This is a genomic window from Corynebacterium sp. BF-R-2, from assembly GCF_024586525.1.
GTDB classification, from domain to species: Bacteria; Actinomycetota; Actinomycetes; order Mycobacteriales; family Mycobacteriaceae; genus Corynebacterium; species Corynebacterium singulare.
In genome coordinates, this window is record NZ_JAMFTP010000012.1 from 1 (window position 1) to 21,601 (window position 21,601).

The following is a 21,601-nucleotide window of genomic DNA, read 5'->3' on the forward strand; positions in this document are numbered from 1 at the left end:
CGCGCCGACACAAGTTGTGCCAACGCCACCTATACAATGACCGAAAACAGAGAGCCCTACCACCTATCCGGAAAACCCCGACCAACTACGCGGATTGCCCCTACCAACTACGCCGAAACGGCATTCAAAGGATGAAAACGCGCGAAGTAAGGAGCGAGAAGCAAGAAACAGTCTAGAAAAAGTTCTCGCAGCTCAATGGGTAAAAATAGCGCCCACATGTGGTGTTGAGAGCCGGTTTGTGGCTAATGAAGCAAGAAAGCGGTTCCTAATTGCTCCAGAACGGAACATAACGCAATGACCGCGGGCCTGCGCTGGGATCGTAAGGGTGGATGAGGCCTTCCTCGACGGTGGCAGCAAGCAGGCGAGTGGCCTGAGCCGCTTGCGAGTCTCTCAGCCCGAAGCGCTGACGGATCGACGAATTGTTAACGGGAAGGTTCTCGAGGAAGCGAAGGCAAGCATGTTGATATACGGCTTGGGTCTTTTCCTCCATAGTCATCAGCGCGAATGGGCGGTAGGCGCTGAGGGACACTGTGGTACTTCCGTTGGCGCGGATGAGAGCAGGTGGGAAATGCTCCGCTTCGAGTGAAGAAACGATCTTGTCCCAGCCACTTCCGCGTTGTTCGACGAAGTGTGCCAGGCGCAAAGCCTCGCCAAGATAGGTATTGCGGGTGGTGGAAGCCGAGTCAATGAACCTTTGGGGATCGATGAGAGGGGTACCAGGGTTGGTTACTGCGACTCGATCGCTGAAAATCTCTACGGTCAAGAATCGGCCACGTTGCTCGAGATCCTGGTGCATGAGCGCATTTGCTAGGACCTCGCGGAAGGCTACCGTTGGTAGCAGTGGAGTTGCCACGCGCTTGCCGCTGGAATCAATATGTTCGCCGCCTGGGCGAATGGTGTTGAAAAGCGTGACTATGTGAGTGAAGGAAGATGCGTATCCTTCAGTGAATTCCCATTCACGTTCTACATCGGTGCGCGAGGTGCCTTTGAAATGCATGACGCGGGGAGCACGCTCGCGCAGCTCTGGAAAGTCCTGAAGGGAACGTGCGTACATGAGCGCGGACCATGCCGGAATATGCCAGCCTTGCTCGTGTGAGTAGGAGATGGCCTTAGCGGTTCGTAGCGTATCGATCAGGGCATCGCCGGTCGTGCGAGGGAGCTCTGGTCGGTTGAGGAAGAAGGCTTCGGGATCAAGAAGTTCGGTGATTGATTCGGGCTCAAGGTTCTCAGCAACTACAGTGTTTTCAAATTCGAACTGGTTGAGTTTCTGCCAGAGCTGACGTTCTTCATTGGGAAAATCCATGAGATTCTTGACATAGCTGCCCTTGCGAAAATAACGCTTTTCGCCGAAAGAATACGGGGAAGACAAGGCAGCTGGTATACGCAGAAGTACAACAAGGTGCCCATCAACCGTTACCTCGTCGAAGGTCAGATCAGGTGCTGGACTAATGACGCGGTTGAGCCAGGGGAGTAGGTCTTCGTTGCCTTTCCCTTTTGCGCGTTGCCAGTTAAACGACGTCCCAACGACTTCGTGGTCATCGTTTACTCCCCATATGAGGTATCCCGCTGGTTCATCGTGCAGACGCGCCGAGTTGCCTAAAGCGCAGGCATACTTTGCAATCTCCGAGCCAGAGGAAAGCCCGTTTACCTTGAATTCGAGCCACGGTAGCTCAGCAGGAAGTGCTGTAAACCGTTTTATGCGGGCAACAAGCTGTTCCTCGGGCGCAGAATTGATGGGAGTCATGCTTAGAGTATGCGCGAGAAGCAAGAAACAGTCAAGAAAAAGTTCTCGCAGCTCAACGGGTAAAAATAGCGCCCGAATCTGTGGTTTCGGGCCGGTTTGCGGCTAATGAAGCAAGAAAAGACCGCCTCGAACTCCAGGGAGGAGACGAAGCGGTCTTTTGTTAAGCGCCTAGCGCCGAATTACTTCTTCAGGCCGTCAATGATCTCGTTGAAGGCAGCGACCGGGCGCATGACCTCGGCCAGCTTCTCCTCGTTCGGGGCGTAGTAGCCGCCGAGGTCGACGGGGGAGCCTTGGACGTCGAGAAGCGCTTGCTCAATCTCGCCAGCCTTGGCCTCAAGCGCCTCAGCGACCGGCTTGAAGGCCTCGGCCAGCTCGGCGTCGTCAGTCTGCGCAGCCAGCTCCTTGGCCCAGTTGAGGGTCAGGAAGAAGTGGGAGCCGCGGTTGTCGTTCTCGCCGACCTTGCGGGACGGGGACTTGCCCTCATCCAGCAGGGTCTCGGTGGCCTTGTCCAGGGCAGCTGCCAGGACGCCGGCCTTGGCGTTGCCGTTGGTGTTGTGCTCGTGGCGGAAGGACTCAGCCAGGGCCAGGAACTCACCGAGGGAATCCCAGCGCAGGTGATTCTCCTCCTGGACCTGCTGGACGTGCTTCGGGGCCGAGCCGCCGGCACCGGTCTCGAACAGGCCGCCGCCCGCCATGAGCGGGACCACGGACAGCATCTTGGCAGAGGTACCCAGCTCGAGGATGGGGAAGAGGTCGGTGTTGTAGTCACGCAGAACGTTACCGGTGACGGAGATGGTGTCCTCGCCCTTGCGGATGCGCTCGATAGAGGTCTTGGTAGCGGTGACCGGGTCCTCGATGGAGATGTCCAGGCCCTCGGTGTCGTGGTCAGCCAGGTACTTCTTGACCAGCTCGATGAGATTGGCGTCGTGGCCGCGCTCCGGGTCGAGCCAGAAGATGGTCTTCATGCCGGACAGGCGGGCGCGGTTGACAGCCAGCTTGACCCAATCCTGGATCGGGGCGTCCTTGGTCTGGCATGCGCGCCAGATGTCGCCCTCCTCGACGTCGTGGGAGATAAGGGCCTCGCCCTTGGAGTTGCGGACCTCAACGGTGCCGGCTGCCGGGATCTTGAATGTCTTGTTGTGGGAGCCGTACTCCTCAGCCTTCTGTGCCATGAGGCCGACGTTCGGGACGGTACCCATGGTGGTCGGGTCAAAAGCGCCGTTGGCCTTGCAATCCTCAATAACAGCCTGGTACACGCCGGCGTAGGAGGAATCCGGGATGACGGCGAGGGTGTCCTGCTCCTCATCGTTCTTGTTCCACATGTGGCCGGAGGTGCGGATCATGGCCGGCATGGAGGCGTCAATGATGACGTCGGACGGCACGTGCAGGTTGGTGATTCCCTTGTGGGAGTTGACCATGGCGAGGTCGGGGCCGTCGGCAAGCGCAGCGTCGAACGCAGCCTTGATCTCAGCACCGTTGTCGAGCTTCTCCAGGCCCTCATAAATAGCGCCGAGGCCGTTCTCACCGTTGAGGCCAGCAGCCTCGAGCTCCTCGCCGTACTTCTCAAAGACGTCAGCGAAGAAGGCGCGAACAACGTGGCCGAAGATAATCGGGTCGGAGACCTTCATCATGGTGGCCTTGAGGTGAGCGGAGAAAAGAACGCCCTCCTCCTTAGCGCGGGCAACCTGCGCCTTGAGGAACTCATCAAGAGCCTTGGCAGACATGAAGGTGCCGTCGATGACCTCGCCGGCAAGGACCGGCAGCTTCTCCAGCAGGGTCTGCTCGCCCTCAGCGGTCTTCAGAACGATAGAGAGGGTGTCCTCCTCCGGCATAATGACGGACTTCTCGTTGTGGCGGAAGTCATCTGCCTTCATGGTCGCTACGTTGGTCTTGGACTCAGCGGACCATGCGCCCATCTTGTGCGGGTTCTTCTTGGCAAAGTTCTTGACCGCAATCGGGGCGCGGCGATCGGAGTTACCCTCACGCAGAACCGGGTTCACGGCGGAGCCCTTCACGGCGTCGTATTTCTCCTGCGCCTCTTCGTACTCCGGGAGGTCGAAGCCAGCGGCCTGCAGCTCAGCAATGGCCTTCTTCAGCTGCACGAGGGAAGCGGAGATGTTCGGCAGCTTAATGATGTTCGCTTCCGGGGTCTTGGCCAGGTCACCCAGCTCAGCTAGGGCATCAGACACCTTCTTGTCGCCCAAGCGCTCCGGGAACTGGGCCAAGATGCGGCCAGCCAGGGAGATGTCGCGGGTTTCCACCTCAATGCCCGCGGTGGAGGCGAAGGCCTCCACGACCGGCTTGAAAGAGTAGGTCGCCAGCAGCGGCGCCTCGTCGGTGCGGGTCCAAATGATCTTAGCCATGGTTCTCCTCTATACGTTGAAAACTGTTCAACCTCACAGGATACCTGTCTTGTTATCCCCGCGTGGCGGCCCCCCTGTGACTCGTGCCACCCGTGGGGGAGAGCTGTGTGCTTTGCACGGCCACCCCGTCTGGGCTTACCGCCCCAGCGGGGAAAGGACTAAGGTCTGCCCACGTGAAACCGATGAAGCCCGCCACGCGTATACAGCGCCGCCCCGTGCCCCGACAAACAGAGATCTCGTCCTCGCGCCGCACCATCGTCATGATTGCTATGGCTTTGGGTGCCTTCGCCATCGGCACAACGGAATTCACGTCGATGGGCCTGCTGCCGCTCATTGCGGATGACTTCGGGATTACGGAAGATAGGGCGTCGGTAGTCATCTCCGTCTACGCCCTCGGCGTCGTCGTAGGCGCACCGGTCATCGCAGCGTTGACGGGCAAACTTCCGCGCCGTCGCCTGATTATCCTGCTCATCGGCTTCCTTCTCGTGGGAAACCTGCTCACCGCGGTTGCCCCGAATTACGGCGTACTTCTCGCGGCCCGTTTCATTGCTGGTTTGCCGCATGGAGCGTACTTTTCCGTGGCAAATCTGGCGGCGGTGTCGATGGCGCCGCCCGGCCGTCAAGGTTTTGCCATGTCGATGGTGGGCATGGGCCTTTCCGTGGCCACCGTGATCGGTGTGCCCGCAGCCCAAGCACTAGGCCAGGGGATGGGCTGGCACGCGGCGTACTTCCTTGTCGTGGCCATCGCGGCGCTGACGATGGTGCTGCTGTTCTTCCTCTTCCCGCACATGACGCGCATGCCGCAGACGGACATGTTTACGGAGCTGGGCGCGCTGAAGAACAGTCAGGTCCTGCTCACCGTGTTCCTTGGCACCGTGGGCTTTGGTGGCATGTTTGCTGTCTACACCTACATCACGTGGACCATGACGGAGGTCGCCGGCATGGATCCGAACCTCACGTGGATAGTGCTTATGGCTTATGGCATCGGCATGACCACCGGAAACGTCGCCGGTGGCTGGTTGGCGGACCGCAACCTAGAATTCGGTATCATCTTCGCCCTCATCTGCATGGTCGGGGTATCGGTGACCTTCTATTTCGTGGCGCACAACGCGTGGGCCGGCACGATTGTCTTCGGCATCCTCGCCTTCTTCGGCTCGATTCTTGTGCCGTCGTTGCAGCTGCGCTTGGTCAACGTGGCGGGTGACGCCCAGACCTTGGCCGCGGCGCTCAACCAGTCCGCCCTCAACATTGCGAATGCGGCGGGTGCGGCTATTGGAGGCGTCGTCGTCGGCGCGGGATACTCCTATAACTCCACTGCACTCGCGAGTGCTGGTCTGGCTGTCGCGGGATGTCTGACCTGGTTCGTTACCCAGTGGGACAAGCGCCGGCTAGCCCCTTCCGTGAAGATTATTGAACACAGTTAGACTGACCTGCATGAGTTTCACCATCGCCTCCGTCAACGTCAACGGCATCCGCGCGGCCTGCAAACAGCGCAACGAGGACAATCTCGGTATGAATGCGTGGCTTGAGACCACGCCCGCAGACGTCGTCCTCATGCAGGAGGTGCGCGCCACCCCAGAGCAGACGCAGAAGGCCCTCGCCCCGGCGCTGGAGGCAGGATGGAACCTGGTCCAGGCCGAATCCGCCGCCAAGGGGCGTGCGGGCGTGGGCATCCTATCGAAGCATGCGCTTGGCGACGTCTCCGTGGGCTTCGGCTCCTTCGCCGAATCCGGCCGCTTCATCGCCGCGACTGTGGAAGGCGTGCGCGTGGCGTCGCTGTACCTGCCCTCCGGCGACACCGATTCCCCGAAGCAGGACGAAAAATACCTCTTTCTGGATGAGTTCTCCGAGGTGCTCGATGAGATGGCCGCGGCTCACGCCGAGGCCGTCATTGGTGGTGACTGGAATATCTGCCACCGCGCCCAGGACTTGAAGAACAACAAGCCCAACGAGAAGAAGTCCGGGCACCTTCCGGAGGAACGTGCTTTCATGGACCGCGTCTTCGGCTCCTTCCCAGATGATGAGCCACAGGAAAAGAAGGGGCTCGGGGACTGGCTCGGCGTGGTGGACTATGAGGCGAAGACCGCCTGGGAGGCGGCGGCGGACCCGCAGTGGTTTGACGTCGCCAGGCGCCTGCACCCAGAAGCAGAGGGGCCCTACACCTGGTGGACGTACCGTGGCCAGGCTTTTAATAACGATGCAGGCTGGCGCATCGATTACCAGGCGGCCACGAAGGCCATGCTTGAGCGCGCTCAGCGCACCTGGGTGGAAAAGGCTCCGACGGTGGAACAGCGCTGGTCCGATCATTCCCCGCTCATGGTCGAATACAAGTAGTGGTACGATAATTCCGAATTAAGACAGCTTTCTATTTCGCAGGAGATGCTCATGACCCGCGCACTCATCTACTTCGTCCTCGGCGCTATTCTGCTCGCCCTGGGTATCTGGTGGTGGACCATCGTTGGCCCGTCCTTCGCGTTCCTCGGCCCGATCATCGTTCAGGGCATCGGTGGCGCGTTCATCGTGGCTGGCTTCGCCACCGTGATGGACATTGTGAGCCCGACCTCCCGCAAGATTTAAGGCCGCAACGCCGCGCGGAGGCGGCGGCAGAGTAGAGTGGTCAACCATGACTGACTCCACTTCTGCATCGTCCTCCGCATCCCGAGTCCTTTCGGGCATCCAGCCCACGGCGGATTCCTACCACCTGGGCAATTACCTCGGAGCTCTCAAGCAGTGGATTGACCTGCAGGAGAGCTACGAGGCTTTTTATTTCATCCCGGACCTGCACGCCATCACGGTGGAGCAGAACCCGGAAGAGCTGCGCCACCGCACCATTGCGGGTGCCGCACAGCTCATCGCCCTAGGCATTGACCCGGCGAAATCCACCCTTTTTGTCCAATCCCACGTGCCCGCGCACACGGAGCTGACCTGGGTGCTGCAGTGTCTGACTGGTTTCGGTGAGGCCTCCCGCATGACCCAGTTCAAGGACAAGTCCGCCAAGCAGGGCCAGGACCGCACCACGGTGGGGCTGTTTACTTATCCCATGCTTATGGCCGCGGATATTCTTCTTTACTCCCCACACTATGTGCCGGTGGGCGAGGATCAGCGCCAGCACCTGGAGCTCACCCGTAACCTGGCGGAGCGCTTCAACAACAAGTACGGTGAAGTTTTTCGCGTTCCAGAGCCCTTCATTCCCGAGGGCTCGGCCAAGATCTACGACCTGCAGGAGCCGACCTCCAAGATGTCGAAGTCGGGCGCGAACCCGAAGGGCATTGTCAATCTTCTCGATGCACCGAAGACCTCCGCCAAGCGCATCAAGTCCGCGGTGACCGATGACCTGGGCGTCGTGGCCTTTGACCGTGAGAAGCAGCCGGGAGTGTCCAACCTGCTGGCCATCCAGTCCGCACTGACTGGCGAGGCTATCGACGCCCTCGTGGAGAAATACGCCGGCCAGGGCTACGGCCACCTCAAGGTGGATACTGCCGAAGCGCTGGAAGCCTTCACCACCCCGCTCAAGGCGCGCTATGACGAACTCATGGAGGATCGCGGAGAGCTGGAGCGCATCCTTGCTCAGGGTGCGGAGCGAGCCACGGAGATTGCGACCCCGCTCGTGGACAAGGTCTACGAGGCGGTTGGGTTCCTCCCCGCGCGCCGCGGCTGAGTTGGTTAGCATATGAAGGACGTTTAACTAACAACATAAAAAGGGGTGTGCCTGTGGCACCAACGACACGCACTGATGAGAAGAAGACTGATGAATACGGCATCGAGCGCGCGCATGCTGATGACCCAGGTGCAGTAGACAAGGTCCGTGAGAAGTCTGGCTTCATCGACCACATCATGAAGATGCTGGATCGCTATGGCAGCCAGGGCGGCAACCAGTTTGCCGCGGGTATTACCTACTTTTCGGTTCTGGCCATCTTCCCGATTTTCATGCTCGTGGTCGCTGGCGCAGCCACGGTGCTGGCTAACCGCCCGGACCTTATGCAGCAGCTTGAGGAGCAGATTGCGAATTCCGTGTCGGGTGACCTCGGAGATTCCATCACGGAGCTGCTAAAGACGGCCATTGATCAGCGCGGTGCAATGTACGGCATTGGTGGTTTGACCACGCTGTGGTCCGGCCTGGGCTGGATGAACAACCTGCGCATCGGTATTTCTGCGATGTGGAACCAGGATCCAAACGATGCTCCGGGTAACTTCGTGACGAAGAAGCTCAGCGATCTGCTCGGGCTCATTGGCCTGCTCATCGCCCTAGTTATCGCCTTCGGCGTGACGGCGGCCGGTTCCTCCGGCCTGACCCAGAAGGTCTTCGAGTGGGTAGGCATTGAGTCCTTCCCCGGGATGGATGCGGTGATTGTTCTGGCCGGTATTGTCATCGGCCTTATCGCCAACTTCCTTGTCTTCTGGTGGATGGTGGCTTTCCTGCCGCGCACCAAGGTTCCCACCAAGTCGGGCCTGAAAGGTGCGCTCATCGGCGCTGTAATCTTTGAGGTTCTCAAACAGCTCTCCACCGTCGTTATGTCTTCGGCAGCCGGCAACCCGGCAGGTGCCGTCTTCGGCCCGGTGATCGTCCTCATGGTGGTCATGTACCTGGTGTGGCGCGTCGTGCTTTACGTGTCTGCGTGGACGGCTACCACTGAGGAATCCCTAGAGCTGCTCGAGCCGCCGGTGCCGGATCAGGCGGTTATCCACGTCCGCAACGAAATCAAGAAGGGCCCGAACACGGGCGTGACCTTGGGTGCTGGTGCTGCCCTCGGTGCGGCCGCCGCTGGTGCCGTGGCCCTGCTGCGTCGAAAGTAGGCCCGTGCTTCCCACAACGCCCGCTCCGAACCTCTACACTCACTTCACCCTGGACCCGCGTGCGACGTCGCGCGAGCTTAGCGTGCAACTCGCGGCTGCCGACGCCCACCTCGAAGGCACCGGCTTCGTCCCCGAGGACCCCGAACGACAGGAACTCGCCGTCGCCGCGCGAATTCTGACGGAACCTTCCTCCCGCGCGACGTATGACCAAGGCCTCGAACGTGGAAACCAACCCACATGGGCCCAGCTGGAACAGTTTGCTGAGACTGGGCGCTGGGCCATGGAGCCGGAAGTCGACTCTGCTCGTCCCATGGGTACAACCGCGAGAGGCAGCGATAGCGCCCAGCGAGCTACCCCCGGCAACCGCGTCCTCATGGCGATCATCGATTACTTCTTCGCTGCTCTGATGGTGTCCTTTATCGTGAGCGTCAGCTTTATCGATCCTGACTCGCACAGCATGTGGATCGTCAGCATTTCTAGCCTCTTCACTGTGGCCTACTACCTTTTCTTCGAGGTGTACGCCGGTGCGACGCCGGCAAAGCTCATCGGCGGCTACACCGTCCGTGATACCACGACCCACGAGAAGCTCACGTGGCCGCAGAGCATCAAACGCAACTGGTGGCGCGTTGCCTCCCTCGTGCCGCTCCTTGGCCCGCTGATTGCTTTCTTTGGAGCCCTGTACGTGGTGACCACGATTGGCCCGAAGAACGCGCTGCGTGGTCAGCACGACATCATGGCTCACGCCGAAGTAGTGAAAAAGTAGCCACCGCGATGACCAGTAGGGCAACGAGCCCTGCCACCACCCAACCGATCCAGCCCTGCGAGTCCTCGAAGGATGAGCGGGGCTGCTCCGTTTCCGGGGCCTCTGCGGGGGTCGGAGGAGCAGGGGTAGGAACTTCTGTTGTCTCCTCCGCCGCTTGAGCTGAAAATTCCTCGAGCTGTCCTACGCCTTCGCCGGGGGCGACGTCGGAGGATTCGTCGAGAAGCATCTGCGCCTGCTCCCACGCCCGGAAGCCATGTTCGACGGTGGTATCCAGAATGACCGCTTGCAGGCGCCGCCCGCCGCGATTGACCGCACCGACGAACGTGTGGTGCGCGTCCTCGGTGTAGCCCGTCTTGCCACCGATGCCATCCGGATCATTGAGAAAAAGCCCGTTGTCATTCCAGAGCTCGTATCCAGGCATGTCACCCCAACCGGGGAAGTCCACGTGTTCAGTGTCGACGATGCGCGCAAATGTGTCATTGGCAAAGGCTGCGCGGTAGATGAGTGAGATGTCCGCCGCGGAGGTCGACATTCCCGCGGCATCCAGCCCGGAATAGCTCGCTGCGACAGTTGAGCGCGTTCCAATCTCCCGGGCTTTCTCGTTCACCTTGTCCAGAGCTGCAACATCCCCGCCGACGGCCTGCGCTAAGGCATGCGCGGCATCGTTGCCGGAAGCCATAAGCAGGCCCTCCAGCAACTGCTCCACGGTGTATTCACCATCCGGTCCAATGCCCACGGCAGAGCCTTCAACGGATGCGTCTTCCACCGTGGCCGTGATGCGCTGGTCAAGCGGTAATTCATCAATGACTACAAGTGCGAGCAGCGCCTTGATAATGGATGCAGGGCGGTATCGGCCGTTGGGATCTTTCATCGCGATGACTTCGCCGGTGTCAAGATCACTGACCATCCACGCCGAGGCAACGACGTCCTTGTTGACCCTGAAACCGCGCGGTGCGGTGACACCACATGCGGCCCCTTCCACCGCAGGCAGGGGAGTGGGGGTGGCTTGGCCGGGGGCGAGCTTCTCAGAGGTCGTGTTCGGCTCACCGGGTTTGAGGGAGTGCGGGCAGGAATCGGTGTCTGGCGCGGTGGTGCGTGTGATTGATGAGGACGCGTCCGTTTCAGACTCCTCCGCGAGTGCTGGTGGGGCAGCGGTGAGTGCGAGGACTGCGAGGAGCGTGGGGACATGTTTCATGATGTGCTTAATCCTAGACCCCGCCCTAGGATAAGTCCCATGCATGACGCACCTTTATTTAGCCCCGAAAACAAAGACTCCGGCGCTGAGATTTTCGCCAGCCTGCCCAAGGTCACGCTGCTCGCACCGCTGCCAACGGATGCCTCATCCCCGGAGGAGCTGCGCGAGGCGACCCGCTCTGTTGTGCAGGCGCTTGCCGACGACCACGTGGTCTACGCCGAGCTCCGCCTCATCACCGAGGCCTTCCCCTTCACGGCTGCCGATGCGATTGCTGCTGCTTCGGAAGGCCTCGCAGTGCCGGGAATCGATGCGCGTCTTGTTGTTGACGGCGATGCCTCCGACAAGGCTGCCGGTGTTGTTCTCACCGATCTCACGAAGGCTGCTGCCCTTCGGGAAGAGTTCATCCCTTGGGAATTCGACGCGACTTCGTACGAGGATGCTGTGGACGCCGTAAAGGCGGGAGCTACCCGCCTCGTCCATGCGACGGACCTTGTGGACGATTTCAGCGCCGACCTCGACGGTGTGCGCCCAGGTAAGGCTTCGGCGTGGGTACGTGATCGCCACATCGCTCTGACTTTTGCCCCGCTTGAGGAGCTCCCTGCCGAGGAGCTTCCGGACCACCCCTTGCCGTTGCTTCAGCAGCTTGGTTTTACCTGCACTGTGGCGGGCGACAAGCTCAGCGACGTGTTCCTCGCACTCAGCGAAACCTTCGGCTACGGCCTCGAAGAGTTCTTTGACCTGACGATCAAGGCCGTTGAAAACTCCTTCGCCAGCGAGGAGGACCGCCAGCGCCTCATCGAGCAGGAAATCCTGCCGGCCTATGAGAAGCTCGCGGATCCGGAGTTTGCTGAAGACGCGGAGAGTGACGAGGAGACTGACTAGAAGCGCGAGAAGCGCTTTGTGAGCATCTCCTCCAAGCCTTTCCAGGACTCCGCGTGCTCGGTGTAGGGCTTGGACGGAACGTAACCTGCGTGCTCGGTGGAGCCCAGCATGTAGCCCAAGTAATCCTGGAAGCGTGGGTTCTGAAGCATGTAGGAGTTGATGGAATCATCGCCGGACCAGTCGGCGGCATCGGCGCAGATTTCGTAGCAGCGGCTCATCTGGTCGGTGTCTACGGCCTCCGGGCCCTTCTCGATGTCACGGATGATGCCGTTGAAGGTGTACTGGTTATCCGGGTGAACGGTGACCTCCAACTCGCCAGCGTTGGCGGCGGCAACCACCTCTTCCCACGTGGAAACCTTGGCTAGGTCGTGGTCATCGTTTTCCATGATCCAGCGAACGAGCACCTTGGAGGTGGGGAAGGTAAAAATCTCGCCCCACTTGCCCAGGAACACAGGCTTGCCATCGAGGTAGGTACGCAGCGTGTAGACCGACTTTTGATTAGCGGTGATCTTGACCGGGTCAATACCAGCGGCAGCCCACGGGGAGCTGTCGTACGGATCGGCAGCAGCTGCAGCAGCCTTGCGTTCTTCTTCGGCCTTCTTGCGGGCCTCGGCGGCAGCCTCCGTCGCCGCGGAAATGCGGGTGGCGGCATCCGTCGTTGCATCCTGGCTAAAGTCTGCTGACGGAACGACCTTGACCACCTTGTCAAGGTCCTCAATAACGCCACGCCAGTTTGCGTGAATAACGCTGCCGACACCGGACCACTCGCTCATGCCCTGTTCACCGGCGTAATGGTCTGCGCCGCGGGCCGGATTGCGCAGGATGGAGTGGGAAGCGAAGAAGATCACGGTGTGCTCTGCGGCGGAAACCTCCGCCAGTGCGCGAGCAATTTCCAGGTTGCGTGCTACCGAGGACACGTTCTCGTGGCTCGGGCGGCCAGCCAGGTACTTCGGCACTGCTACGAGGTCGTACACGTGCTTCTTCTCCGGCACGACGCGGTCTGCCGGCTGGGAGTTAAACACATCCCACTTCGGGTGGTCGAGCAAGTCATGCTTCTTGCCGGACTCGAGGAAGCAGAGCATTTCGGCTTCGGTGTGGAAGAGGAGGACGGAGTCATCATCGCCAAGAAAGGCTTGCCACTCGGAACCGTTCTGACGCCACTTCGGCGCCCACAGGGTGTAGAAATCGCCCTCAGACAGGGAGAGCTGGACGGGGACAATCGCGCGGGTATTCATGGGGAAACAGTCTACCCTGTTGGCCTCCAGAAGCCTTTGAAAGCCATCCCCATATTGTTCGTGCGCAGTGGGCCGGTTTGAACAGGGCTGCCTGCTTCCACGATCTGGCCATCGCCGGAATACATGGCCACATGCCCATCCCACACCACAAGATCGCCGGGCTGAAGGTCCTCAGCACTCACCTGCCTGCCCACCGCTTGGCTCTCGGCAGTGCGGGGAAGCTCTACCCCAGCCTGACGCCACGCCCACTGTGTAAGGCCAGAGCAGTCAAAGCTGCCATTACCGGTTCCTCCCCAACCATAGGGCGTTCCCACCTGGGATAATGCTGCCTGTGCTGCGGCCTGCCCCTGCTTAGAGCCACCCTCAGCAGCAGGTGCGCGCAGCGCGTGACGGGCCACGCTCACCTCACCGGCATCATGATCATGCCGCCCGCGCACTGAAGGGCGAACCGCACGTTGACCAATAGGCACGAGCGGTGCAGCAGCTCGAAGCAACTCGCCAGCGAGACGCTTCACACGCAGTATGGCTTTGCTCACGTACTCCATCGCTAGGGCGTGCAAGGCAGAACGTGCTGCGGCTTGTGCTGCCGGATTCGGAATGAGCAACCCGAGAGCGAGTGGAATGCCTCGCTGCACTAACTCGAAACCCAGCCCCACGAGATCCCGGATGGTTGCTGAAATCAAGTTCCGCGCTGAACCTAGCGTTGAGTGCACGGTGGAAATGTCCTCGCTGGCTTGGCGGGCGACAGCGAAAAGCGCACTAGGATCGCCGTGTGCAATCTCAGCCAATGGGCCCGCTGCGGTGAGATCTGGCACAGTAGGCAAGCTCACGTCGGGAAGCTGCGCGGGCTGCAGGCGCGCGATCTGCGCGATCGCTGACTCCAACATCACAGACCCCCGCACGCGCTCGCGAGGGCATGGTCGGCGTCCTCGGCTTCACGGGCCATAAGGAAGCTAGACTCCGCGACCGCCACTGCATCGGCCCTGACCTGGGTAAGTCGTGCGGAGAGGTTCTCCACGGCGGCAGCTAGAGCACTGGTAAAGCCCTCCAAGGCAGGGTCGTTCGGCAGTTCCGGAGGGGGAGTGGGGGAGGCCTGGGAGGCGTCGATAAGCTCGTGCGCCAAGCGGCGCGCCTGTTCTGTGTCAATGGAAAAGGTCGTGAAGTCAGTCATGTCCTATTAGACTGCCGAACCCGCCGATCGGTTCCCGCCCAACTCTTATACAGTGGTGGGCATGGATATCCACGTTGTAGACCACCCTCTCGCCACGTCCCGCCTCACGCTCATGCGCGATGCCCGCAGCGACAACGCAGCATTCCGCGCCGCCCTGCGCGACCTCGGCGCCATGCTCGTCTACGAGGCTGCCCGTGACCTGCCCGTCGAGCACTTCGACTGTGCTACTCCTGTCTCCACTGCAGACGGCACCCGCCTGCAGGATCCCCCCATCATTGTGCCCATTATCCGCGCTGGCCTGGGCATGGTTGACCCGGCCCTGTCTATGATTCCGGATGCCCAAGTGGGCTTCATTGGTATGGCCCGTGATGAAACCACGCACCAACCGGTCCCTTACCTAGAGGCTCTGCCGCAGGATCTCAGCGGCCGAAGCGTCTTCGTAGTGGACCCCATGCTGGCCACTGGTGGCTCGCTCCTGCACTCTCTCAAGTTGCTGGCGGACCGCGGTGCCACAGACATCACGGCGATCTGCATGGTTTCCGCGCAGCCAGGCGTTGATGCACTGGCCAACTCCGGTTTGCCGGTACGCCTTGTCACTGCGGCTATTGACCCCTCGCTCAACGATGACGCGTACATCGTTCCGGGGTTGGGTGATGCCGGTGACCGCCTGTATGGCCCGCGCAATATCGACCTCTAGGAGCGAGCCGGGCAACTCCAGACCGCTCAGTATATCTGGCAGCTGACCTGCCCGACTAACTGAACCGCATGGTCTAGTTGTAGACTCTTCCCCATAGAAAACCATGGAGGAGGACGCAGTGATCTCGGAATACGTGAGTGAGTGGTTCACAAACCACCGCGCGGAGGTCATCGCGTGGCGCCGTCATATTCACCGCCACCCGGAGACTTCCAACAACGAAGTGGAAACTACTCGTTTCCTTGCCCGTACCCTCCGCGAATACGGCCTTGAGCCGCAACTTTTTCCCGAAACGGGTCTCATGGTGGACATCGGGCCTGACACGGAGCTTGGTCGCCTCGCATTCCGTGCTGACATTGATGCGCTTCCCGTCACTGAAGTTACTGGTCTCGAATACACCTCTGAGGTACCTGGTGTCATGCACGCGTGCGGGCACGATATCCACACGACCATCGCACTGGCCACCGCGTGTGCGTTGGCTGATTTCCACCGTGAGCACGACCTCGATTGTGGAATTCGCGTGATTTTCCAACCTGCCGAGGAAGTATGGGTGGGCGGTGCCACCGATGTCATTGAGTGGGGAGCCCTCGAGGGCGTGAACTCCATCTTTGCCGTCCACGTGGAGCCGAAACTGCGCGTCGGCCGTATTGGCGTGCGTGCAGGTGCCATTACGTCCGCGACTGACGTTGTAGAAATCAACGTCACTGGTCCGGGTGGGCACACGTCGCGCCCACACTTGTCGGCGGATGTGGTTTATGCGCTGGGTAAGCTTCTCACGGATCTGCCGGGGCTGCTCTCGCGCCGTGTTGACCCTCGTACTGGCACAGTTCTTGTGTTCGGCCAGGTCAATTCCGGCTATGCCCCGAACGCGATCCCGGAGACGGGCTCGGTATCCGGCACCATGCGCACGGCGGATATTGGAATTTGGCGTGAAATGCAGACCCTCTTCGCGGAGCTTGTGGAGCAAGTCCTTGCGCCGCTAGGGGTTGAGCATGAGTTGGTCTATCATCGGGGGGTTCCGCCTGTGCTTAACGACGACGTCTCCACCGCCCTCCTTGCTAGCGCCGCCCAGGCCATCGATCCCCAGGCTGTCGTCCAGGCCCCGCAGTCGTCGGGCGGCGAGGATTTCTCGTGGTACCTGGAAAAGGTTCCGGGTTCCATGGCCCGCCTTGGCTGCTGGTCAGGTGAAGGTGAGCAGCATGATCTCCACATGGGAGATTTGGCTCCGGATGAGCGCGCTATTGGTGTCGGTGTGAAACTCTTCGGTTCCGTGGCTGAGCAGTTTGCCAACGTGGAGGATTAGGCCCCCAACCATTACACTGTGACACGGATTTCCCAGAAATTTTATAGAAGGAGCGACAGTGTCACAGGAAGCCCCCCGCATCGTAATCATCGGCGGTGGCCCCGCAGGCTACGAGGCTGCGACCGCCGGCGCTAAGTATGGCGCGCACATTACGTTGGTTGAGGAGCAGGGCCCCGGTGGCTCCTCCGTTCTTTTGGACTGCGTTCCTTCGAAGTCCTTTATTGCCGGCGCTAATCTCCGCACTGACTTCCGCCGTGCCGATGACATGGGCCTGAACAACCAGCTCAGCTCGCTCCAGCTTAACCTGCAGGCGCTTAACGGCCGTGTGCAGGCACTGGCTGGCAACCAGTCGCAGGACGTTCGCGTGGGCCTAGAGAAGATCGGCGTCAAGGTGATCGACGGCCGTGCAGCTTTCTCTGAGGACCAGCATGGCGTTAAAGGTGCTGCTCACCGCATCGATGTGAAACACAACGATGGAACCACTGAGACCCTCGATGCGGATCTTGTTCTTGTCGCTACCGGTGCCACTCCACGTATCCTTCCGGGTGCGCAGCCTGATGGTGAGCGCATCCTCACGTGGCAGCAGGTCTACGACCTGAAGGAGGAACCGGAGCACCTCATCGTGGTCGGTTCTGGTGTCACGGGTGCCGAGTTCGTCTCTGCTTTCGCCGAGATGGGCGTGCGCGTGACCATGGTGGCCTCCCGTGACCGCATCCTGCCGCATGATGACGCCGATGCTGCGGACGTTCTCGAGACCGTCCTGGCTGAGCGCGGTGTTGAGCTGGAGAAGAACTGCCGCGTGGAAACCGTCTCCCGAACTGAGGACGGCAATGTGGTGGTCAAGACCCAGGACGGTCGTGAGATTCACGGCTCTCACGTCATCATGTCCATCGGTTCCATCCCGAACACCAAGGACCTGGGGCTTGAGCACGTCGGCGTGGCCACCACCAAGTCCGGCCACATCGAGGTCGACCGCGTCTCCCGCACCAACGTGGCCGGTATCTATGCCGCTGGTGACTGCTCCGACCTGTTCCCGCTGGCGTCCGTTGCCGCGATGCAGGGCCGTATCGCCATGTACCACTCGCTGGGTGAAGGCGTGTCTCCGCTGCGTCTGAAGACCGTTGCCACCGCCGTGTTTACCCGCCCGGAGATTGCTGCCGTGGGCTTTACCCAGGCAGAGATCGAGGCTGGCGAGGTTGCTGCCCGCACCATCATGATGCCGCTGAGCACCAACCCGCGCGCCAAGATGCGCTCCCTGCAGCACGGCTTTGTCAAGCTCTTTTGCCGCGCTACGTCCGGCCGCGTCATTGGTGGCGTTGTCGTCGCCCCCACCGCTTCTGAGCTCATCCTGCCCATCGCCGTAGCAGTCACCAACCAGCTCACGGTGAACCAATTGGCGGACTCCTTCGCGGTTTACCCGTCCCTGTCCGGCACCATCACGGAAGCGGCCCGCCGCCTCGTTGCCCACGACGACTTGGAGTAGCGCGCCACACCTTCACTAGGTCTTCGAGTGTCCCGTGGTGCTTCTCTCTAGCCGGTGGCGTAGGCCGACTCTGGCGAGGTATTGAGGTCGAGGCTGACGGGTCTTCCGGCCTGAGGGAAGGCGCGCTGTGGGCACGCGGGCCGTGGGCAGGCGGCACAGCCGGGGCCGATGGGGGTTGCCTCGGACGGCGAGTGGTTAAGCGCGTCGGCGTAGACGACGCGATCGGCCTGAGAAATATCGCAGCCGAGGCCCACGACGAATTCCTTGCGCGGAGTGCCCCAGGCCTGCGCTTGGCCTTGGACGAAGCGCGCGATCCACAGGTAGGTGTGGTCATCGGGCATCGAGGCCACTTGGCGCGTGATGCGGTTGGGGGTTTCGAAGGCTCGGTGCACGACCCACAGGGGGCAGGAGCCGCCGCTGCGGGCGAAGTGAAAGGCGGTAGAGGAGTGTCGCTTGGAAATGTTGCCCGCACGGTCGGTTCGGATGAAGGAGAAGGGGACACCGCGGTGGCCGGGGCGCTGTAACGTCGACAAGCGCTGCGCCGTGGTTTCGAAGCCAGTTCCAAATGCGTTGGCGATGACGTCAATGTCATAGCGCGTTTCTTCCGCAGTGGTGAGGAACTGCGTGTAGGGCATGGTCACGGCGGCAGCAAAGTACTGGGCAAGGCCGAGGGTGCCGATGGTGCGTGCTTCGGCAGTAGGGAGCTCAGCGACGAGTTCGGCGCAGTGCTCTGGGTAAGCCAGGAGGCAGTATTGGAGTGCCATCTCAAAGACGAGTTGGGCCTCGGAAAGGCCGGCCCGAAGGTGGAGCTCGCGGTTGTGGAAGGTGCGACGTCGCGGGGAGGGCGAGGAAAAGCGGGTGGTGACCCCGAAGTCCTCTTGGAGGAGCGAGGCGAGGCGCCCCCGGCGCAGGACGCGGTCACCAAGGCTCTCTGCTAGTTCTTCAGCGGCAATATCGAGGCTGTGGACGTAGTTGTGAGCATCGTAGAAGAAGTCACGCACAGACTCGAAGGAGCTGGTTTCAGCGGGGGTGTGGGCGGCAGCGGCAACAAGCCGGGGCAGAAGTTCAGGGAAGCGGCCGCTGAGATCGGTCAGGGTGGCTTCGGAAGCTTCGGGGAAAAGCTGGCGCAGCTCGGCAAGTGCGCGGAGGTCACGGTCTCCCGCGAAATAGGTCGGGTCCACGTCGAAGCGCTGGGTGAGTTGCATGAGGACGGTGACGGTGAGTGGGCGCTGGTCGTTTTCCAGCTGGTTGAGATAGCTCGTGGACAGGCCGAGTTGTTTGGCCATGGCGGCCTGGGTGAGGTCACGTTCCTTGCGTAGCGCGTGGATTCTCGCCCCCGCGTAGTGCTTAGTCATGCTCCTATTCCTCCCAGAACCCGCTCTGAACTCGGGCTTCCACAACATTTGCACGTAACGCAAATACGTGCAACAGATATACGCAGTTTACACATGTGGCGGGCCACACGGAACGCGAATTAATGTGATGGCTATCGCACTCAAAGTAGTCGCCCAGGAGGAGAACACGTTGATTAACCACGAAGTACGGACCCACAAGTCCGCTGAGAATTTCCCCATCGAAGAACACCTCGCCCACAAGATTGCTAAGGTAGCCGCCGATCCGGTCGAGGTTCCGGCCGAGACCACCGAGATGATCATTAACCGCATCATCGACAACGCCAGTGTTGCTGTGGCCTCAGCTACGCGCCGTCCCGTGACCTCGGCGCGAGTGATTGCGCAGGCCCATGAGACGTCGGAAAGCGGCGCCACCATCTTCGGAGTGGACGGCACCTACTCCGCCGAGTGGGCAGCACTGGCGAACGGCACTGCTGTTCGTGAGCTGGATTACCATGACACCTTCCTCGCCGCTGACTACTCCCACCCGGGTGATAACATTCCGCCGCTTCTCGCCGTGGCTCAGCAGAAGGGCCTGACCGGCAAGGACCTTATCCGCGGCATCGCCACCGGCTACGAAATCCAGGTCAACCTGGTCAAGGGCATCTGTCTTCACGAGTGGAAGATTGACCACGTGGCACACCTTGGCCCGTCCGTCGCAGCGGGTATCGGCACCATGCTGAACCTTGACGTGGACACCATCTACCAGGCCATCGGCCAGGCGCTGCACACCACGACCGCCACGCGCCAGTCCCGCAAGGGCCTCATTTCCTCCTGGAAGGCCTACGCCCCAGCGTTTGCCGGCAAGATGGCCATCGAAGCAGTGGACCGCTCCATGCGCGGCGAGGGTGCTCCGGCCCCAATTTGGGAAGGTGAGGACGGCTTCATCGCCTGGATGCTGCACTCCCCAGAGCGCACCTACACCGTCCCCCTGCCGGCGGAGGGTGAGGAAAAGCGCGCCATCCTGGACACCTACACCAAGGAGCACTCCGCGGAGTACCAGGCACAGGCCCCGATTGACATGGCCTTCGCACTCAAGAAGACACTGGCTGACAAGGGCCTGAAGACCGAGGATATCGAGTCCATCGTCCTGCACACCTCGCACCACACCCACTACGTCATCGGCACTGGCGCGAATGACCCGCAGAAGATGGATCCGAACGCCTCCCGTGAGACCCTGGATCACTCCATCATGTACATCTTTGCCGTGGCCCTGCAGGATGGCGAGTGGGACTACGAGACCTCCTACTCCGACGAGCGCAAGCACCGTCAGGACACCATCGACTTGTGGCACAAGATTTCCACCGTTGAGGATCCGGAGTGGACCCGCCGCTACCACTCCAACAACCTGGAGGAGAAGGCTTTCGGTGGCAAGGCCGTCATCACCTTTAAGGATGGCACCGTGGTGGAGGATGAGCGCGCGGTTGCCGACGCCCACCCGCTCGGCGCCCGCCCCTTCGGCCGCGAGGAGTACATCAACAAGTTCAAGAAGCTTGCTGCCGGCAAGGTGTCGGAAGAGGAGCAGGAGCGCTTCCTTAAGGCCGCGCAGAACCTGGAGAACCTCACGGACCTTAGTGAGCTCAACGTTCGCCTCACCGACGAGGCCATCGCCACCGCACCCGAGACCCCGAAGGGACTGTTCTAAATGGCTGGCCTGTTTGGTTCCACTATCAGCAGCGCGGACAAGCGCAAGAGCTTCCGCGAGGCGCTGAACGCTCCAAAAATCACCACGCTGCCGGGCGCGTTTAATCCGCTCACCGCGCGCCTCATCCAAGACCTCGGCGGTTTCGGTGGCGTGTACGTTTCCGGCGCAGTTCTGGCCAATGATTTGGGTCTTCCGGACATTGGCCTGACCACTCTCACCGAGGTAGCGCAGCGCTCTGGGCACATTGCCCGGGCCACGGATTTGCCGGTGCTTGTCGACGCTGACACGGGCTTCGGCGAACCCATGTCCGCCGCCCGTACCGTCGCCGCGCTGGAGGACGCTGGCTTGGCCGGTTGCCACTTGGAGGACCAAGTCAATCCGAAGCGCTGCGGCCACCTCGATGGCAAGGAAGTGGTGCCAACGGATCTTATGGTTCGCCGCATCACCGCCGCTGTCAATGAGCGCCGGGATGAGAACTTCATCATCTGCGCCCGCACCGACGCCGCCGGCATCCACGGCATTGATGACGCCATCGAGCGCGCCAAGGCCTACGCCGATGCTGGCGCGGACCTCATCTTCACTGAGGCCCTGTACTCGCCGGCGGACTTTGAAAAGTTCCGCGCCGCCGTGGATACCCCGCTGCTGGCCAACATGACGGAGTTCGGCAAGACTGAGCTGCTTTCGGCCAAGCAGATTGAAGACTTGGGCTATAACGCCGTCATCTGGCCGGTGTCCACCCTGCGCGTGGCCATGGGCGCTACCGAAGAATTCCTGCGCGACATGCAGGAAACCGGCCTGCAATCCGAGGAATGGCTCGAGCGCATGCAGCACCGCTCCCGCCTTTACGAGCTTGTTCGTTATGACGAGTACAACGCCTTCGATCAGAGCGTGTTCACGTACTCCAAGGACAGCTACAAGCCCACTTTTGACTAACCCCC

19 protein-coding genes are annotated in these 21,601 nt (G+C 61.0%); 12 read left to right on the forward strand and 7 right to left on the reverse strand.

The window, feature by feature from the left end; genetic code table 11:
- Positions 1-265: 265 nt before the first annotated feature.
- Complete coding sequence (locus tag M5J09_RS09570) at positions 266-1,744, reverse strand: RNA-binding domain-containing protein (RefSeq protein WP_257157689.1); 1,479 nt, start codon at positions 1,742-1,744, stop codon at positions 266-268.
- A 179-nt stretch (positions 1,745-1,923) separates the two neighbouring features.
- The gene (locus M5J09_RS09575) at positions 1,924-4,107 is read right to left on the reverse strand and encodes an NADP-dependent isocitrate dehydrogenase (RefSeq protein WP_257157690.1); all 2,184 of its coding nucleotides are present in this window, start codon (positions 4,105-4,107) and stop codon (positions 1,924-1,926) included.
- 182 nt (positions 4,108-4,289) lie between these two features.
- Here M5J09_RS09575 and M5J09_RS09580 point away from each other — a divergent pair, with 182 nt between their 5' ends.
- From M5J09_RS09580 to M5J09_RS09605, 6 genes are read left to right on the forward strand one after another with little or no spacing between them, the layout of a single operon-like run.
- Entirely contained in the window at positions 4,290-5,531 is a 1,242-nt protein-coding gene (locus tag M5J09_RS09580) for an MFS transporter (RefSeq protein ID WP_257157768.1), read from the forward strand.
- A gap of 10 nt (positions 5,532-5,541) precedes the next feature.
- Positions 5,542-6,441, forward strand: a complete 900-nt coding sequence (locus M5J09_RS09585; protein WP_257157691.1) for an exodeoxyribonuclease III — start codon at positions 5,542-5,544, stop codon at positions 6,439-6,441.
- A 51-nt stretch (positions 6,442-6,492) separates the two neighbouring features.
- The gene (locus M5J09_RS09590) at positions 6,493-6,684 is read left to right on the forward strand and encodes a hypothetical protein (protein WP_042529526.1); all 192 of its coding nucleotides are present in this window, start codon (positions 6,493-6,495) and stop codon (positions 6,682-6,684) included.
- A 46-nt stretch (positions 6,685-6,730) separates the two neighbouring features.
- Positions 6,731-7,765, forward strand: a complete 1,035-nt coding sequence (gene trpS, locus M5J09_RS09595) for a tryptophan--tRNA ligase (RefSeq protein ID WP_257157692.1) — start codon at positions 6,731-6,733, stop codon at positions 7,763-7,765.
- Between the two features lie 53 nt (positions 7,766-7,818).
- Positions 7,819-8,901, forward strand: a complete 1,083-nt coding sequence (locus M5J09_RS09600; protein WP_042529530.1) for a YhjD/YihY/BrkB family envelope integrity protein — start codon at positions 7,819-7,821, stop codon at positions 8,899-8,901.
- Positions 8,902-8,905: 4 nt separating this feature from the next.
- Positions 8,906-9,664, forward strand: coding sequence for an RDD family protein (locus M5J09_RS09605; RefSeq protein WP_257157693.1), 759 nt, complete (start codon positions 8,906-8,908; stop codon positions 9,662-9,664).
- Here the strand turns inward: M5J09_RS09605 and M5J09_RS09610 are convergent.
- Complete coding sequence (locus tag M5J09_RS09610) at positions 9,633-10,859, reverse strand: D-alanyl-D-alanine carboxypeptidase family protein (RefSeq protein ID WP_257157694.1); 1,227 nt, start codon at positions 10,857-10,859, stop codon at positions 9,633-9,635. The genes M5J09_RS09605 and M5J09_RS09610 overlap by 32 nt on opposite strands.
- A 39-nt stretch (positions 10,860-10,898) precedes the next feature.
- Between M5J09_RS09610 and M5J09_RS09615 the strand changes: the two genes are divergently transcribed.
- The gene (locus tag M5J09_RS09615; protein WP_257157695.1) at positions 10,899-11,741 is read left to right on the forward strand and encodes an adenosine deaminase; all 843 of its coding nucleotides are present in this window, start codon (positions 10,899-10,901) and stop codon (positions 11,739-11,741) included.
- On the opposite strand, the gene M5J09_RS09620 is transcribed toward M5J09_RS09615, so the two are convergent.
- Genes M5J09_RS09620 through M5J09_RS09630 form a run of 3 tightly spaced genes read right to left on the reverse strand, consistent with a single transcriptional unit; the run spans position 11,738 to position 14,147 of the window.
- Positions 11,738-12,976: a hypothetical protein gene (locus M5J09_RS09620; protein ID WP_070537844.1), complete on the reverse strand. Its 1,239-nt coding sequence runs from the start codon at positions 12,974-12,976 to the stop codon at positions 11,738-11,740. The genes M5J09_RS09615 and M5J09_RS09620 overlap by 4 nt on opposite strands.
- 11 nt (positions 12,977-12,987) lie before the next feature.
- A complete protein-coding gene (locus M5J09_RS09625; protein WP_257157696.1) occupies positions 12,988-13,863 on the reverse strand; it encodes a C40 family peptidase in 876 nt (291 codons plus the stop codon).
- Positions 13,863-14,147 (reverse strand): hypothetical protein, encoded by a 285-nt coding sequence (locus M5J09_RS09630; protein WP_257157697.1) that lies wholly within the window; start codon positions 14,145-14,147, stop codon positions 13,863-13,865. Before M5J09_RS09630 ends, M5J09_RS09625 begins: the two co-directional genes overlap by 1 nt.
- Positions 14,148-14,208: 61 nt before the next feature.
- On the opposite strand from M5J09_RS09630, the gene upp reads away from it, so the two are divergent.
- The 3 genes from upp to M5J09_RS09645 all read left to right on the forward strand — a co-directional run bounded on the left by upp (position 14,209) and on the right by M5J09_RS09645 (position 17,627).
- On the forward strand, positions 14,209-14,844 hold the full coding sequence (gene upp, locus M5J09_RS09635) for a uracil phosphoribosyltransferase (protein WP_042529542.1): 636 nt from the start codon (positions 14,209-14,211) through the stop codon (positions 14,842-14,844).
- A 118-nt stretch (positions 14,845-14,962) separates the two neighbouring features.
- Complete coding sequence (locus tag M5J09_RS09640; protein ID WP_070537882.1) at positions 14,963-16,144, forward strand: amidohydrolase; 1,182 nt, start codon at positions 14,963-14,965, stop codon at positions 16,142-16,144.
- Positions 16,145-16,202: 58 nt separating this feature from the next.
- Positions 16,203-17,627, forward strand: coding sequence for an NAD(P)H-quinone dehydrogenase (locus M5J09_RS09645; protein ID WP_239180117.1), 1,425 nt, complete (start codon positions 16,203-16,205; stop codon positions 17,625-17,627).
- A gap of 47 nt (positions 17,628-17,674) precedes the next feature.
- On the opposite strand, the gene M5J09_RS09650 is transcribed toward M5J09_RS09645, so the two are convergent.
- Positions 17,675-18,982: a short-chain fatty acyl-CoA regulator family protein gene (locus M5J09_RS09650; RefSeq protein WP_257157698.1), complete on the reverse strand. Its 1,308-nt coding sequence runs from the start codon at positions 18,980-18,982 to the stop codon at positions 17,675-17,677.
- 169 nt (positions 18,983-19,151) lie between these two features.
- On the opposite strand from M5J09_RS09650, the gene prpD reads away from it, so the two are divergent.
- Together prpD and prpB are read left to right on the forward strand one after the other, a co-directional pair.
- Entirely contained in the window at positions 19,152-20,663 is a 1,512-nt protein-coding gene (gene prpD / locus M5J09_RS09655) for a 2-methylcitrate dehydratase PrpD (RefSeq protein ID WP_257157769.1), read from the forward strand.
- Positions 20,664-21,596: a methylisocitrate lyase gene (gene prpB, locus M5J09_RS09660; RefSeq protein ID WP_257157699.1), complete on the forward strand. Its 933-nt coding sequence runs from the start codon at positions 20,664-20,666 to the stop codon at positions 21,594-21,596.
- The last annotated feature ends 5 nt before the right edge of the window (positions 21,597-21,601 follow it).

Coding starts and splice junctions, on each gene's coding strand:
- M5J09_RS09590 (WP_042529526.1), top strand. CDS start 6,493: ATGACCCGCGCACTCATCTACTTCGTCCTCGGCGCTATTCTGCTCGCC.
- upp (WP_042529542.1), top strand. CDS start 14,209: ATGGATATCCACGTTGTAGACCACCCTCTCGCCACGTCCCGCCTCACG.
- M5J09_RS09580 (WP_257157768.1), top strand. CDS start 4,290: ATGAAGCCCGCCACGCGTATACAGCGCCGCCCCGTGCCCCGACAAACA.
- M5J09_RS09575 (WP_257157690.1), bottom strand. CDS start 4,107: ATGGCTAAGATCATTTGGACCCGCACCGACGAGGCGCCGCTGCTGGCG.
- M5J09_RS09620 (WP_070537844.1), bottom strand. CDS start 12,976: ATGAATACCCGCGCGATTGTCCCCGTCCAGCTCTCCCTGTCTGAGGGC.
- M5J09_RS09650 (WP_257157698.1), bottom strand. CDS start 18,982: ATGACTAAGCACTACGCGGGGGCGAGAATCCACGCGCTACGCAAGGAA.
- M5J09_RS09570 (WP_257157689.1), bottom strand. CDS start 1,744: ATGACTCCCATCAATTCTGCGCCCGAGGAACAGCTTGTTGCCCGCATA.
- M5J09_RS09630 (WP_257157697.1), bottom strand. CDS start 14,147: ATGACTGACTTCACGACCTTTTCCATTGACACAGAACAGGCGCGCCGC.
- M5J09_RS09610 (WP_257157694.1), bottom strand. CDS start 10,859: ATGAAACATGTCCCCACGCTCCTCGCAGTCCTCGCACTCACCGCTGCC.
- prpB (WP_257157699.1), top strand. CDS start 20,664: ATGGCTGGCCTGTTTGGTTCCACTATCAGCAGCGCGGACAAGCGCAAG.
- M5J09_RS09585 (WP_257157691.1), top strand. CDS start 5,542: ATGAGTTTCACCATCGCCTCCGTCAACGTCAACGGCATCCGCGCGGCC.
- M5J09_RS09625 (WP_257157696.1), bottom strand. CDS start 13,863: ATGTTGGAGTCAGCGATCGCGCAGATCGCGCGCCTGCAGCCCGCGCAG.
- M5J09_RS09615 (WP_257157695.1), top strand. CDS start 10,899: ATGCATGACGCACCTTTATTTAGCCCCGAAAACAAAGACTCCGGCGCT.
- trpS (WP_257157692.1), top strand. CDS start 6,731: ATGACTGACTCCACTTCTGCATCGTCCTCCGCATCCCGAGTCCTTTCG.